This is a genomic window from Streptomyces silaceus, assembly GCF_001419745.1.
Classification (GTDB): domain Bacteria; phylum Actinomycetota; class Actinomycetes; order Streptomycetales; family Streptomycetaceae; genus Streptomyces; species Streptomyces silaceus.
The window spans coordinates 1-13,654 of the sequence record NZ_LIRJ01000422.1; the positions used below are offsets into that span (position 1 = coordinate 1).

Genomic DNA, 13,654 nt, shown 5'->3' on the forward strand with positions numbered 1-13,654 from the left:
CACGGCCGCGGCCGTGATCCTCTCGGCCCACCGCCCCGGTAGCAGCACCCGACATACCAGCCCGGCCGTACACGGCAGCACAACGGTGGTCAACGCGAACCCGCTGTGCAGACCCTGCCCGGCCGAGGCCAGCGAGTCCGCGTAGCCGCCCCTGAGCAGCGGTGACAGGACCGTCACGGTCAGCGGGATGGTGAGCGGGCTCAGCAGTGTCGAGGCCAGGACCAGACCCACCATGGTCGGCTGGTCGCCCTGCCCCTTGCCTGTCCACACCGTCGCCCCGGCCGCGACCGGCATCGCCACGACAAGGATCATCGCGGTGACCAGGCCGCTGCCACCGTCCGTGTCCGGGGAGTGCCGCAGCAGAAACACCACAGGCGGGATGATCAGCAGCGGTGCCGCCAGATGCAGTCCGATCCCGGACAGCAGAATGGCGGGCCGGCGCAGCAGCCGCCCGAGCGCGCGCACCGGCACCTGGAGTCCGGCCGAGAAGAGCACCAAGGCCAGCAGCCAGAGAGTGGTCTGCACGGACAGCGGCCGCCCCGTGCCCAGCGGCAGGAGGTGCGGGTGGCGCAGCCACACCCCGGGGCCCGGCAGGAGCAGCGCGGCGAGATAGGCGGCAGACACGGCCCGGCCGAGGCGCCTGCGCAGCAGGTGGGTAGCCCGCTCTGTACGGGAGTTCATGACTTTCATGCTGCGCCTGGCGGGTGTGGTGTGCAGGCTGGGCCGCGCGGCAGTCAGGATGCGTTCAGGTTCCTCCTGGCAGCCTCGGCGTTCATGACATCCGCGATCTCCGAGACCTCAAACGCCAACGGCACATCAGGGACAACGCCACGTGGACGCCGGCTGCGCTGGAACAAGGTTCCCGAAGTCACCGCCTACTTCTGGCTCATCAAGCATCGTGGGCACGCTGGTCAGCGACAACCTCACTGACAACCTGGGGGTGCCGCTGGAAACCAGTACCGCGGTGTTCGCCCTGTGCCTGGCCGTCGTTTTTGCCCTCTGATACCGCAGTGAGCGGACCCTGTCCATCCACGGCATCGACACCGTGCGCCGCGAGTCCTTCTACTGGCTCGCCGTGCTGTTCACCTTCGCGCTCGGTACCGCCGCCGGTGACCTGGTCGCCGAGCGGATGGCGGTGGGCTACTGGCTTTCCGCGGTGCTGTTCGGTCTGGCCATCGCAGTTGTCGTGGCGGTGTACTTCGCGCTCGGTCTGAACGCGGTGTGGAGCTTGTGGATCGCGTATGTCCTGACCCGTCCGCTGGGCGCCTGGATGGGCGACTGCCTCTCCCAGCCGGCCGGGGACGGTGGCCTTGGCCTGGGAACGGTGGTGACGAGCGTCCTGTTCCTGGCGGTCATCCTCGCCCTCGTCGTGTTCCTGGCCACCACGCGCGAGGACGTCACCGAGCCGGAGCGGCGCATGCGTCGGGCTGTCTGCCCCCCAAAGCCCTTGAGGGCAGGGGCGGTTGGCCGGGGCGCGTCAGTGGTGGGAAGACGTTCAGGATCTTTTCAGGGCGCCGCTGCCAGTGTCCGTACGGATGGTCCGCAGCGCTGCGGGGCGGGGTGAGGGTTTCTCTCGTGCTTCCGTCCGGGCGGTGGGCGAACGGTACAGAACTGATCAAGGAGCGTGCACCATTGGACAAGACGGAGACCGCCCTGGGAGCAGGGGGCACGACAGGGGCGGAGACTTCACGTGTCGCGGGCGAGGTGGTGCGGAAGCTGCCCCAGGTCACTCTCGCCTTCTGGATCATGAAGATCGCGGCCACGACCCTCGGGGAGACGGCCGGTGACCTCTTCTCCCAGACTCTCGAGCTGGGTTACTTCCTCACCACCATTGCCCTGTTCCTCGTCTTCGTGATCACCCTGGCGGTTCAGCTCGCGTCGCGGCGCTACAACCCGTTCCTCTACTGGACGGTCATCCTGTCGACCAGCATGGCCGGCACGACGATGTCGGACTTCATGAACCGGGACGCCAGTGCCAAGTACTTGGCGCAAGGGTCCAGTTCGCTCGGTTGGGGTCCGCAGGGGCTGGGCCTCGGCTATCCCGTCGGAGCCGCGATCCTCGTCTCGCTCCTGATGGCGATCTTTGTCGGCTGGCGGCTGTCTGGCATGACGTTTGTGATCCGGGACATCGTCACCTTTCGTGCGGAGGCGCTCTTCTGGTCCGCGATCCTCGTCTCGAATACGCTCGGCACATCCATGGGGGACTTCCTGTCCGACAGTTCCGGGCTCGGGTACGCCGGGGGCGCGCTGCTGATCTCCGGCGCCCTCGTCGTGCTCCTGGCCCTGATGTGGGTGCCGGCCGTGCCCAATGTGCTGTTGTTCTGGGCCGCGTTCGTGCTCACCCGCCCGCTGGGGGCCACGGCGGGCGACTTCCTGACCAAGCCGGTGGCCAAAGGTGGTCTGGATCTGGGCACGGCGGGCTCGTCGGCGGTGCTGCTCGCGGTGCTGGGCGGGCTCATGGCGTATGCCCACGTACGGGAGCGCCGCCGCCCCCAGGTGCCGGTCAGGCCAGTGGCAGACGGACGGTGAATCGCGCCCCGGGGGTGTGCTGTTCGTCGTAGGAGACCTCGCCGCCCGCGGAGCGGGCCAAGCGCCGGGCCAACGGCAGGCCCAGGCCCGCTCCGCCGTGTGTGTCGCCGGGGTCGGCGCGGCGGCCGGGGGTGAACAACTGGCCAGTGAAGACGGATGGCACCCCGGGGCCGTCGTCGGTGACGTCGATGCGGATCCCGTCGGCGTCGGTTCGGGCGTGCACGGACACCTGGGAGTGTGCGTAGCGCAGGGAGTTGGAGAGCAGGGGGCTGATGATGCGTTCGAGCAGGGCCGCGCTGACTCCGGCCTGAAGGTGTGAGTCCTGGCCGGTGACGGCAAGCGTCACGTGGCCTGGCGGGTCGCACTGTTGGGCGACCCGGCGCAGTGCCGGCAGCGTCGAGGCGGTGCCGGGGACGGTCTCGACACCCTCGCGGGCGTCCATCAGCAGAGTGTCGCAGATCGTGTGCATGGACGCGGCGGCCTGCGAGATCACCGCTTGGACGGCCTGGGTTTCGGTAGGCGTACGGGGACGGGAGCGCCACCAGTCCAGCTCGGCGATGATCCGGCTGAGCGGGGTGCGCAGTTCGTGGGAGAGTTCCGCGGTGAGCTGCCGCTCGTGGCGCAGGAGCGTGCGGATGCGGTCGAGGAGCGCGTCCAACGAGGTTCCCAGACGGGCGAGTTCGGAGGGCAGGCGCGTCGAGCCGAAGCGTTTCCCGGAGGCGACGGCGCCCCACTGGGTGGCCTGGTCGGTCATGGCGCGGACCGGGCGCAGGGCGCGGCCGACGGCCAGCCGGGTCACGACGTAGGTGCAGACGAGCATCACCGCGTCCAGCGCGAGCGAGCCGGCCAGTACGGTGTCGGCCGAACTCCGGTACGGGGCCAGGTCGAGGGCCGTGACGACGGTCACGTGCTGCGGCAGGGCCATCGGGCACAGGCGCACCGGCCGTGGCCCGCCCGCAGTGGCACAGCGCCGCCCGCCGTCGGTGACGAGCCCGAGTGCGGCGCGACCGAGTGGGCCGTCCGCAGCGGCGTTCGAGGGCCGCTCGATGGTCCGGGTGCCGTCGTAGACCCAGACGTTGCTGTCGAGCAGGTCGTCATGCGCCCCTTCGTGGACACGGACGACGGGGCCGTTCGTGTCCACGGTGGTGGCGACGGCGGCGGCCCGGGTGCGCAGTTCGTCGTCCGCCTGCCGCTCCAGGTGCTGACGGGCCACCGCATTGAAGGCGAGGGTGAGCACCGTGATCACGAGCGCGGCACTGGTGAGCGCCACCAGGGACAGCCGGCCACGCAGGGTGCGGGGCGTGAGACGGGGCGGCAATACGATCATGACAGATGGTGGCCGATCCCCCGGGCCGTGCCGATGGTGCGGGTGCTGCCCGCCTCCCTCAGCTTGCGGCGCAGCCGGGTCAGGTACTGGTCGAGGGTGTTGTCGTTGACCCGGGCGCCTTCCGGCCAGCCCGCCCTGATAAGCTCGCGGCGCCGTACGACGTCTCCGGCCCCCGCCATCAGCGTGGCCAGGAGGCGGAACTCGGTCGGCGTCAGCGAGACTTGCGTGTCGCCGACGGAGCACCGATGGCGGACGGCGTCCAGCGTCAGGTCTCCCGTGGTGGTGGCTTGCGTGGGGGCCGTACGTCGCAGCGCGGCACGGAGCCGGGCGGTGAGTTCCAGGAGGTGGAACGGCTTGGGCAGATAGTCGTCGCCGCCCGCCGAGAACCCGGAGAGCCGGTCGGTCAGCCGATGATGGGCCGTCAGGAAGAAGACGGGGAAGGTGAGTCCGCCTGCCCGCATCGCCTGACACACGTCGCGGCCGTCCGCGTCGGGCAGCCCCACATCGAGGACGGCCGCGGAGAGCTCGCCGGATGCCAGACGCAGGGCGGTGGCACCGTCCGGGGCGGGCAGCGGCTCGAACTCCTCCTCCCGCAGGCCGCGCACCAGTACATCGCGCAGCGCGTGATCGTCCTCAACGACCAGGATCTTGTGGCGCACGGTCCTCCCCGGGTTTGGGTGATGTGTTCGCCGGACGGGGGATGAACCGCTCGGGCAGCCACCAGGATGCGGCGCACAGGCACAGCCCGCCCCACCCGATCGCGAACAGCCAGCCGCCGAGCACATCGGTGCACCAGTGCACGGCGAGCGCGGCGCGAGTCAGCCCGACCGCCAGGCCCCAGGCCGCGACCACGCCGGTCAGGACATTCCGCCCGCGCGGCGCCCGCAGTCGTATCGCGAGGATGACGAGGAGGGCGGTGAGGGCGGCCGTTGTGGTGTGCCCGGAGGGGAAGGCCCATCCCGAGGCGTGCACCGCCCAGGCGGCATGCGGCGGGCGTGGTCGCTGGACGAGGTGCATCACGCCGTAGCGCAGTGCCTGGCCCGCAGTGAGACAGAGCAGTCCGAGCGTGGCGGCGGTCAGCCGCTGCCACGCGGTGCGTGCGACGAGGAGGCCCGCCAGGACGACCAGAAGGTAGGGGATGGCGCCGGTTCCGGTGGCGGTGACCCCCCGGGCGAGGGCCATCAGCTCGTCGGGGCGGTGATGCAGGGACCAGGCCAGCACCTGGTCGTCCTGGGCCAGCGGTGCGCCCGCGCGGCCGATCACGATCATGGTGAGGAGGCCGAAGGCGGTCCAGGCGCCGAGCCCGACGCCACCGGCCAGGTCCGCGATGTCCCGGCGGTTCATGACGCTGCGAGGAACAGAGGGCGCAGCCGGGAGGCGGCAAGGCGCCCCGCCAGGGCCGGACGGCGGCGCAGTACGAGCATGCCCAGCAGGGCGACCGTGGTACCGACCGCGATCCCCGCCGCGACATCGTGCGGGTAGTGCGCCCCCACCCACACCCGGGAGGCCGCCATCGCCAGCGCGGCCACGGTGGCGAACGCGCCCAGCCGACGCGAAACAAACCACAGCGCCGTCGCGGCCGCCGCGGCGAGCGCGGCGTGATTGCTGGGGAAGGACCAGTCACCCGGCGCCGGACACCCCTCCAGCGTGGCCAGGTGCAGGCTCTGGCACGGGCGGTCCTCACGCACCACCGACTTCACGAGGCTGTCCATGGCGAAGGCCGCAACCACCAGGACGGGCGCGGCCAGCGACGTCAGTGCGGCCTCGGCACCGATCCGGCGCGCTCGCCACCAGCCCACGGCCATGAGCACGGCGAACAGAAGCAGTCCGTACGTCGACCAGTACGAGACCGCCGAGTCCAGCCAGCCGGGCGTCCGTCGGGCGAGCCGCACGACGTCGGTGGACAGGGAACCGTCGACCGACGCTCCGTCGAAGGCCACGATCGTGTCCGTGGGGCCCGTGGTCATCCCCGTACCTCCGTCGTCTGCGCGTTCGCCGCCCGGCGTGCGCGGTACAGCTCGGCGGCGAGCGGCAGCAGTGACACGACCACGATCAGCGCGACCAGCGGCAGCAGATAGCGGTCCACGTTCGGGACGGACGAGCCGAGCGCGTACCCGGCCAGCGTCAGACCGAGTGACCAGGCCAGGCCGCCGACCACCTGCCACAGGGTGAACGTGCGCAGCGGCACGCCCAGCGCGCCCGCCATCGGGTTGAGCACGGTGCGCACCACCGGCACGAACCGGGCCAGGACCACCGCCTTGCCGTACCCGTAGCGCTCCAGGAGTACCTGGGCCCGTCGCGCCCCCTCGTGGATGCGGCGCGAGCGGCTGCGGGCGAGCAGCGTCGCGCCGCCCTTGCGGCCGATCAGACAGCCGATCTGCGCGCCGGCCAGTGCGCCGACGGCGGCCGCGATCAGCAGGGGACCGAGCGGCAGCCGCAGACCGCCCCGGCCGCTTCCGGTGGCGAGCAGTCCGGCCGTGAACAGCAGGGAGTCGCCCGGCAGGAAGAACCCGATGAGCAGTCCGGTCTCCGCGAAGAGCACGGTCGCCACTCCGAGCACGCCGAAGGCGGACAGCAGGGAGCGGGCGTCCAGCACATCGACAGCGAGCTGCGACGATAGGTGGATGGATGGGGCCATCGCTGTGAGCCCTCGCATTCTGGTCACATCCGGCCGGTCGCGTGCAGGAGCACCCGGCGACTGACTACAATCCTGTAGACGGTCTACTTGACTGTAGACGATAGCGGGGTGAGGAACGTTCCATGACCGACACCGACAGCACCGACGAACGCCGCCCGGCCGGTGAACTGGAGGCCGCCGTGATGGCTGCCCTGTGGGCCGCGGACGGCCCGCGCACCACGGCCCAGGTGCAGGCCGAACTGGCGCGCGGGCTCGCGCGCACCACGGTGACCACGATCCTTACCCGGCTGTACGACAAGGGCGTGGTCGGGCGCGACCGCCAGGGACGCGGCTTCGCCTACTTCCCGGTGCAGGACGCGCCGGGCTTGACCGCGCGGCGCATGCACACCGAGCTCGACCGGGACGACGACCGCGAATCGGTCCTGGCCCGGTTCGTCGCCGGGCTCACTCCGGACGACGAGCAACTGCTGCGTCAGCTCCTCGAAGGTGGCGACGCGTGAGCCCATTGCTCCTGCTCCTGGTGCCGCTCCTGCTGCCCTTCGCGGCACGCCCACTCGCCCGGAACGCGATGCGGCCCCTGGCCCCGGTCCCGGCTCTGTACGTGCTCACCACCAGCGCCCTCGTCCTTGCCGCCACCTCGGTGATCGCGCTGGGCACGCTCGTGCTCACCGGACTGCTCACCCTGCCCGGCCTGGCCGGCCTGGCGGAGCTCATCCACCCCCTGCACGTCCCCTCGGGGCTGATCGTCCTCCCACTGGCCGGAGCGGCCATGGGCGCGCTCGCCATCAGCAGCTGGACGCTCACCCGCTGGGCCGGGCGCCAACTGCGCGCCTTTCGCTCGGCGACCTACGAGGCCGACCGCCGCCCGACCGCCGGCGACCTGTGCGTCATCGATTCGCCCCACCCCGACGCCTACGCCTTGCCCGGCCGCCCGCACCGCGTCGTCGTCACCACCGGGATGCTGCGCAGCCTCGACGCTGCCGAACGCGACGCCCTCCTCGCCCACGAACGCGCCCATAACCAGGGCCGTCACCACTACATCCTCGCCGCGGCCGAGCTTGCCGCCCACTGTCACCCCGCCCTGCGCGCGACCCGTACCGCCATCCGTCTCGCCGTCGAACGCGCCGCGGACGAAGCCGCCGCCCGTGCCACCGGCGACCGGCGCCTGACCGCACGGGCCATCGCCCGTGCCGCCCTCGCCGGACATGCGGCCCGCACCGCGCCTTCCATCCGCCCGGATTTCGCCCCCGCGGCCGCCACCGGCCCCGTGCCCCAGCGTGTCGCCGCCCTGCTCGCCCCAGCCCCCTGCCCGCCGCGCGCCGCGCGCTGGATCGCCGTCGTGCTCGTCTGCTGTGCGGCCCTGTCCGTCACCACTGGTGCCGTTGGGGCGCTCGCCTTCCACCACCAAGTCGAGGTCGCCCAGGGTGAAGCACCCCGCTGAGGCAAGCGGGCTCGGAGTGGTTTCTGGTGATGCCGGGGCATGGCGCGGCCCTCCTCGGACTCCCGGATGGAACGCTGCACGGGCGTACCGATGACCGGCCATCCGGCGCAGTCCCTCGCGGTCTTGGGTGAGGGACTGCGCCGAGCGGCCCACAGCCGCTCCGTGGCGATCAGGCTCCTGTCTCTCGGCGTCGCTTCCTACGCCCATCTCCGGTCGGGAGAGCTCGCTCAGGCTGCCGCGGTCGCCGATGTCCAGCGCAAGGAGAGCGAGCATCACGGCGACCTGTGGGTGCGTGCCTATGCCCTCTACTTCCTGGCCATGGCCGTGCTGGCCCAGGGCGATTCGGCAGCGGCCATCCGGCACGCCCGCGACTCGCTGGCCCTCAAGTGGCAGCTGCACGACACCTTCGGAGCTGCGATCAACCTCGACACCCTGGCCACGTCCTTCGCCCTGTTCGCCCTGGAGCAGGCCGCCCGGCTGCTCGGCACGGCCGACAAGCTCTGGCACTCCATCGGCAGAGACCGGATGGCGGTCAAGGAATTCCTCGCGACCCGCCAAGCCTGTGAACAGCGGCTTCGCCAGACCTTCGGCGACGAACCGTACGAGACAGCCCACCGCGTGGGCCTTGAGACCGGTATTGACGACGGCATCAGCTACGCCCTCAGCCTGGGGTGAACACATCGCCCGGCACGCCCGAGCCAGAATCAAGATCAACTTTCGCGACAGGCCCCAACCCCTCACGTCGGCCGGGATGCACACAGGTCCATCGCCGGTCGACCGGGGCCGTCCCGGATCCAAACACCACCTCATCGACGACGGACACGGCACCCCGCTCGTGGTCGTCCTCACCGGCGGCAACCGCAACGAAGTAACCCAGCCGCTGCCGCTGCTGGACGCCATCCCGCCTGTCCGCGGCCGGGGTCGGCCACCCACGGCGCAAGCCGGACTCACTCTTTGCCGACCGCGGCTACGACCACGATATCTACCGTGACCAGGTGCGTGCCCGGGGCATCGTGCCGGCCATCGCGCGCCGAAGCACGCGGCAGGGCACTGGACTTGGCGTTTGCCTGCGTGTGTGGGGGGGGCGAACGAACCTTTGCCTGGCTGCACGGCTTCCGACGCCTGCGCGTGCGTTGGGAACGCCGGGCCGACATTCACGAAGCCTTCCTCAAACCGGCCTGCTGCCCCATCACCCACCGCCAACTGCACGCGCTGTGCCAGCCGTGCTGAGCCCCAGCGTCCGTTGCCTCAGCGCTGGTGGCTCAGGGCTCAATGTTGACGGCGTGCCCGCCGAAGAGTCAGCCCAGGTGCTGTTGGAAGAAGGCGGCCGCCTCCCTGCCGACCTGAACGCGGACCGATGGATCGGCAGGTTCTGGGGCGAAGAAGTCGTCATGGCGGACATGGGGACCGGCCGAGCCGCCACTCGCTGTGGGGATGTACTTCAAATATGGCTCGGTGTCGACGTCGTATGGATTGACCGTGTCTGCTCCACCCCAGCGGATTCCCACAGGAACCTCCACGGCTGCCAGGCTTTCCCGGGTCACGAGACTGCCCGCTCCGGGGGCGACCTGGAAGACCGCTCGCACTCGGGGATCCGAGAGGTCTGCTGCGGCCGCCTCCAGGGCACGTCGTGACGAGTCGTTCGGCGGATACTTCTTCCGAAGCGCCTCCAGCGCGCCGGGGAACTCGGGTATCTCCGGCAGGGGGACCGTGCCCGTCAGTACGGCCCAGAGGATCTGTGGATCGACACGGGCCCCGACAAGGGCTGCCGCCGTGTAGCCACCGAGAGAGAAACCCGCCACACCGACCGGGCCGAGGAGTTGCTCCCCGTCGAGTACGTCGAGGGCGAAGGAGACGTCCCGGGGCCGTTCCCATACGTGGAGAAAGCCCTCTGGCTCGTAGCCGTCAACGTAGTTGTTGCCGTGATGGTCAAGGGCAACGACCCGGAACCCCGCCTCGTGCAGTGGCCGTACCAGCCACTCCATGTTGCTGCCCGAGCCTCCGGTGCCGTGAGAGACGACAACAAGCGGAGCGGGCGCAGCCTGTGGGCGGCTCGACTCCCACAGGTAGAGACGGACAGGACGCGGACGAGTCGGATCCCGCAGGTCACTTCGGGAATCGTCGTGAAGGACACGTATCAGCGGCTGTCCCTGATCAGAGATCATCATGGTGACATCGTAGGGAGGCCGCCTTCCCTTCCTTCCTCAAACGGGCCTACCGCCGACCGCATTGCGGAGGCGGCCATGCGGGCCCCGTACAGCGACACGGCTGTCTCGGGGTTCGATGACCGGGCTGTGTCTGTGCCTGCTGCGGACGATCCGCAGGAAGAGGAAGAGGAAGAGGACGACGCCGTCGGCGAGCAGGACCACCTCGACGGACACCTTGGTGATCATCTCGCTGTCGGGGACGGCGTTCCGCGTCTGGATGGAGGAGTCCGTCGCCGCCCGATGAGGATGGTGGGCGTCGTGTGCGGGTCGACGGGCAGTTTTCCTGCGTAACCGGCACCTGGCCACCGCCTTCACCGGACCGCGGCAGCCCCCCGTCACGACGCAACCAGCCAGAAACGACGGCACGTTCGAAGCGGCCTGGACCGGCAGCGAGCCCCTGGAGGACCCCACCGAGAAGATGCCCATGTGTCCGAGCCGATGGCGGGCTGGACCCTGCACGTCGGCCCCAGCTACATCTTGACCACCGTCCCGCCGATCGATGGGAGTTCTGGAGTGGCAAGGTGGAACAGACGCCGTCTTCCGGCAGGGCCGGACCGGCCGCCGCAGCCGCGCACCGGTGGCTACGGGCGGTTGGCCCAGGTTGCCTGGCAGGCGGGCCGCGGTCTCACCGTGGTCGCGTTCGGCACGGTCCTGCTCGCCACAGTCGTTCCGCTGGCCCTGATCTCCACGATCGGGGCCCTGGTCGAGACGGTTTCCGACGCGGCCGCCCAAGGACTCTACTCGCCGCTCGGCCGACAGGCACTTGGCTGGGCGGCCCTGGCCGACTGATCCTTCTGTTGCTGTGGATCGCGGCGGCCCTGCGCACCGGCGGCCAGACCGTCGACCTGCGCGGCGACAGCCGGGAGGTTCTTGACCGCGCCGGACTGCTCCAGCAGGCGCTGGACTGCCTGGTGCCGCAGCGCGGCGCGGCCTGGATCGACGCGCGGGAGCGGCGTCTGGCCGAGATGCCGGTGGAAGCGTTCGACGGGCGCGGATACGTTTCCCGTGAGGAGTTGCTGCGCACGGACCTCGCCCGGATCATTCACGAGGCGGCCGGGACGGGCGTGACGCACAGGTTCGGCGAGACCGTGGAGGCGCTGGAGGACACCGGGGCAGGTGTGCTCGCCCGTTTCCGCAGTGGCGCGGAGGAGACGTTCGACCTGGTGGTCGGCGCCGACGGCGCGCACTCACGGGTCCGCGCGCTGCGGTTCGGGCCGGAGGAGAACTATCGCAGGCCCCTCGGCCTGGCCCACGCCTGGTTCACCCTCACCGAGCGGTCCGGGACGCCGTCCCTCGACGGCTGGTTCCTGACCCACAACGCACCGGGCCGCCGCGGCGTCGAGGCCCGCCCCGGCCACCCCGGGCAGCAGGAGGTCGGCCTGACCTTCGCCGCCGACACGCTGCCCTCGCGGCACGACCGCGAGGCCCAGTTCGCCCTGCTGGAGCGGACGTTCGCCGGTGTCGGCTGGCGTACCGCCGAATTCCTGGCCGCGGCCCGGCAGGCCGACGACTTCGCTCTGGACACCTTCGATCAGGTGCACGTGCCGTGTTGGAGCACCGGCCGGATCGTCCTGCTCGGCGACAGTGCCTGGTGCGCGAGCCCGCTCAGCGGCCTCGGCACCGCCCTCGCCCTGCGCGGTGCCGCCGAGTTGGCGGCCGCGCTGCGCGCCACGGGCGCGCCCGGCGACACCGCCCGGGTGCCCGCCGCGCTGACCGCCTTCGAGCGGACCATGCGGCCCAGGGCGGCATCGGCGCAGCAACTCCCGCCCGGCCGGGTCGCGTCCATGGCACCCAAGTCCGCGCTGGGAATCCGGGTCAACGCGCTGGCGATGCGCGCACTCCAGTCGAAGGCTGCGCGCCCGCTCGTCCGCAAGGCCTTCGCCGACTCCGAGCACGGCCGCACCAGCGCCCCCGCGGGAGAGCTCCGGACGAGCCCGGTCAGCTGACCGCGACGCGGCTCACCGCACGCGGTCCAGCGGGTCGTAACAGTCGTCATGGGGGACTGCGTGGCGTAGTCGGTGACTGCGTGGGCGATGCCTTCGGCTGGTGTCATGTCGTCTGTGCCGGCGTCGCGTTGCGGGGAGGCGGCGTGGGCGGCCGCGTGCGCGGCGGCATCGCCCGTGCCCTTGCCGTCGGTGCCGGTGACCCGCCGGGACGCGATCATCAGGCCGAGGGCCGCGATGAGCGCCGGCGCCAGGGCCGCGGTCTCCAGCCCGCATAGCTGCCCCGCTCCCCGGCTGCTGCACAGCGCAGCGCACCCCGGGCGCGCTTCACGGGTTGGTCCAGCGCGCGAGGGGCGCGGTGGCGTGCTGGTCCCCGGCTGGCAGCCGATGTTGTCAGGGGGCAGGGGGGTACGGAATGGGGGCCGGATTCCGTTCACGTGTACGTCGGCACGCCTGACCGGCCGGGCGACGGAACACCCCACAGGAACGCTTCAGCGCACGCCCGATAAAACTATGGCCAGTCAACAATCGACTGCTTTCGCGCGCCCGAACGCGATAACGTCACCACCGTGAAGTGATCCACCCGGCCGTGTCCCTGACGCGGCAGACGCGGACCCGTTGGCAGCCGCAGCGTCAGACTGCGGTTCATTCCGCATGGAGCGATCACTGTGGTGAACCACCATCAGCCCACCTTCCCCGTCATCGGGCCGTCGTCCGAGGACACGATGGCAGCTTTCGTCGCTCAGGCAACCGTCGACCCCGACGTGGCGGGCCTGATCCTGAGCGGCTCCCAGGCGCACGAAGGCATGCAGACGTCCCACTCGGACTTCGACGTCCATGTCGTGCTCCGCGAGGGGGCGCCGTCGCCGATCCGGCATCTGGACGGCTTCCGCTCCGCCCATCTCGACCTTGTGGTCATGACACTCAACGACTTCCGGCGGCGCGGCCTGCGCGGTGATCCGATGAGCTGGCTCCGCTACGCCTACGTCCACGCTCAGGTGCTGTTCGACGGGCTGGACGGCGTCATCGGAAGCATTCTCGACACGAAGCGGACGCTGAGCCCTGCCGAAGCCGATGCGGCCGCTGCCCGCTACCTGGATGCCTACGTCAACCAGACCTACCGCTCGCTCAAGAATCATCGCGACGGCAGGCCGGAGCCTGCCCATCTCGACGCCGCCGAGAGCATTCCCTTCGCCCTCGAAGTGGTCTTCGCTCTCCATCAGGGGGTACGCCCCTACAACAAATTCCTCCAATGGGAACTCGATCGGCACCCGCTGAACGACGGATGGAGCACCGGCCAACTCCTGTCCGCCATCCACGCCATCCTGGCCGATGGCACTCCCACCGCGCAGCGAGCCCTGTTCGCACACATCGAGCAAGCAGCACGCACGGCCGGCCACGATCACGTCCTCGATGCCTGGGGCGAGGACCTGGTACTGCTGCGCGGCTGAAGCCCAACTTGTCTGACCGCCACGCGTATCACCGAGATCTTGAGATGCGGTCTCAGTGGGGTGGGTGGGGGCTGGAGGGGGAACGGCCCTCACCCGGCCCGCAGCGTGCCTTCTGCGC

At 70.6% G+C, this 13,654-nt stretch carries 15 protein-coding genes and 2 pseudogenes; 10 read left to right on the forward strand and 7 right to left on the reverse strand.

The genetic code is table 11. The annotated features are described in order from the left end of the window. On the reverse strand, nt 1-681 hold a 681-nt coding region (locus tag AOK22_RS32195; protein ID WP_482255562.1), incomplete at its 3' end, for a bile acid:sodium symporter family protein. A gap of 93 nt (nt 682-774) precedes the next feature. Between AOK22_RS32195 and AOK22_RS32200 the strand changes: the two are divergent. Together AOK22_RS32200 and AOK22_RS32205 are read left to right on the forward strand one after the other, a co-directional pair. Further along, a pseudogene (locus AOK22_RS32200) lies at nt 775-1,429 on the forward strand (COG4705 family protein); the annotation flags it as partial. Between the two features lie 203 nt (nt 1,430-1,632). Then, nucleotides 1,633-2,529, forward strand: a complete 897-nt coding sequence (locus tag AOK22_RS32205; RefSeq protein WP_244165196.1) for a COG4705 family protein — start codon at nt 1,633-1,635, stop codon at nt 2,527-2,529. On the opposite strand, the gene AOK22_RS32210 is transcribed toward AOK22_RS32205, so the two are convergent. Genes AOK22_RS32210 through AOK22_RS32230 form a run of 5 tightly spaced genes read right to left on the reverse strand, consistent with a single transcriptional unit; the run spans nt 2,504 to nt 6,494 of the window. Continuing rightward, entirely contained in the window at nt 2,504-3,856 is a 1,353-nt protein-coding gene (locus tag AOK22_RS32210; RefSeq protein ID WP_055702247.1) for a sensor histidine kinase, read from the reverse strand. The genes AOK22_RS32205 and AOK22_RS32210 overlap by 26 nt on opposite strands. After that, nucleotides 3,853-4,515, reverse strand: coding sequence for a response regulator transcription factor (locus AOK22_RS32215; RefSeq protein ID WP_055702248.1), 663 nt, complete (start codon nt 4,513-4,515; stop codon nt 3,853-3,855). The genes AOK22_RS32210 and AOK22_RS32215 overlap by 4 nt, the downstream gene beginning before the upstream one ends. Next, nucleotides 4,490-5,200: a phosphatase PAP2 family protein gene (locus AOK22_RS32220; RefSeq protein WP_055702249.1), complete on the reverse strand. Its 711-nt coding sequence runs from the start codon at nt 5,198-5,200 to the stop codon at nt 4,490-4,492. The genes AOK22_RS32215 and AOK22_RS32220 overlap by 26 nt, the downstream gene beginning before the upstream one ends. Beyond that, nucleotides 5,197-5,823: a phosphatase PAP2 family protein gene (locus AOK22_RS32225; protein WP_055702250.1), complete on the reverse strand. Its 627-nt coding sequence runs from the start codon at nt 5,821-5,823 to the stop codon at nt 5,197-5,199. The genes AOK22_RS32220 and AOK22_RS32225 overlap by 4 nt, the downstream gene beginning before the upstream one ends. Continuing rightward, nucleotides 5,820-6,494: a DedA family protein gene (locus tag AOK22_RS32230; RefSeq protein WP_055702251.1), complete on the reverse strand. Its 675-nt coding sequence runs from the start codon at nt 6,492-6,494 to the stop codon at nt 5,820-5,822. Before AOK22_RS32230 ends, AOK22_RS32225 begins: the two co-directional genes overlap by 4 nt. Nucleotides 6,495-6,616: 122 nt before the next feature. On the opposite strand from AOK22_RS32230, the gene AOK22_RS32235 reads away from it, so the two are divergent. The 4 genes and pseudogenes from AOK22_RS32235 to AOK22_RS41100 form a co-directional block, all read left to right on the forward strand. Then, the gene (locus AOK22_RS32235; RefSeq protein WP_055702252.1) at nt 6,617-6,994 is read left to right on the forward strand and encodes a BlaI/MecI/CopY family transcriptional regulator; all 378 of its coding nucleotides are present in this window, start codon (nt 6,617-6,619) and stop codon (nt 6,992-6,994) included. After that, a complete protein-coding gene (locus tag AOK22_RS32240; protein ID WP_055702253.1) occupies nt 6,991-7,935 on the forward strand; it encodes a M48 family metalloprotease in 945 nt (314 codons plus the stop codon). Before AOK22_RS32235 ends, AOK22_RS32240 begins: the two co-directional genes overlap by 4 nt. Before the next feature lie 162 nt (nt 7,936-8,097). After that, entirely contained in the window at nt 8,098-8,610 is a 513-nt protein-coding gene (locus tag AOK22_RS32245) for a hypothetical protein (protein ID WP_157872339.1), read from the forward strand. Between the two features lie 70 nt (nt 8,611-8,680). Continuing rightward, nucleotides 8,681-9,165: pseudogene (locus AOK22_RS41100) on the forward strand (transposase); the annotation flags it as partial. 68 nt (nt 9,166-9,233) lie between these two features. On the opposite strand, the gene AOK22_RS32250 reads toward AOK22_RS41100, so the two are convergent. After that, nucleotides 9,234-9,920: an alpha/beta hydrolase family protein gene (locus AOK22_RS32250; RefSeq protein WP_055702255.1), complete on the reverse strand. Its 687-nt coding sequence runs from the start codon at nt 9,918-9,920 to the stop codon at nt 9,234-9,236. A 24-nt stretch (nt 9,921-9,944) separates the two neighbouring features. On the opposite strand from AOK22_RS32250, the gene AOK22_RS43185 reads away from it, so the two are divergent. From AOK22_RS43185 to AOK22_RS32265, 4 genes are all read left to right on the forward strand, one after another. Then, the gene (locus tag AOK22_RS43185) at nt 9,945-10,433 is read left to right on the forward strand and encodes a hypothetical protein (RefSeq protein ID WP_244165197.1); all 489 of its coding nucleotides are present in this window, start codon (nt 9,945-9,947) and stop codon (nt 10,431-10,433) included. Nucleotides 10,434-10,568: 135 nt separating this feature from the next. Beyond that, complete coding sequence (locus AOK22_RS41635; protein WP_055702256.1) at nt 10,569-10,931, forward strand: hypothetical protein; 363 nt, start codon at nt 10,569-10,571, stop codon at nt 10,929-10,931. 8 nt (nt 10,932-10,939) lie between these two features. Beyond that, complete coding sequence (locus tag AOK22_RS32260) at nt 10,940-12,088, forward strand: FAD-dependent monooxygenase (protein WP_055702257.1); 1,149 nt, start codon at nt 10,940-10,942, stop codon at nt 12,086-12,088. 668 nt (nt 12,089-12,756) lie between these two features. After that, nucleotides 12,757-13,536 (forward strand): hypothetical protein, encoded by a 780-nt coding sequence (locus tag AOK22_RS32265; RefSeq protein WP_244165198.1) that lies wholly within the window; start codon nt 12,757-12,759, stop codon nt 13,534-13,536. The last annotated feature ends 118 nt before the right edge of the window (nt 13,537-13,654 follow it).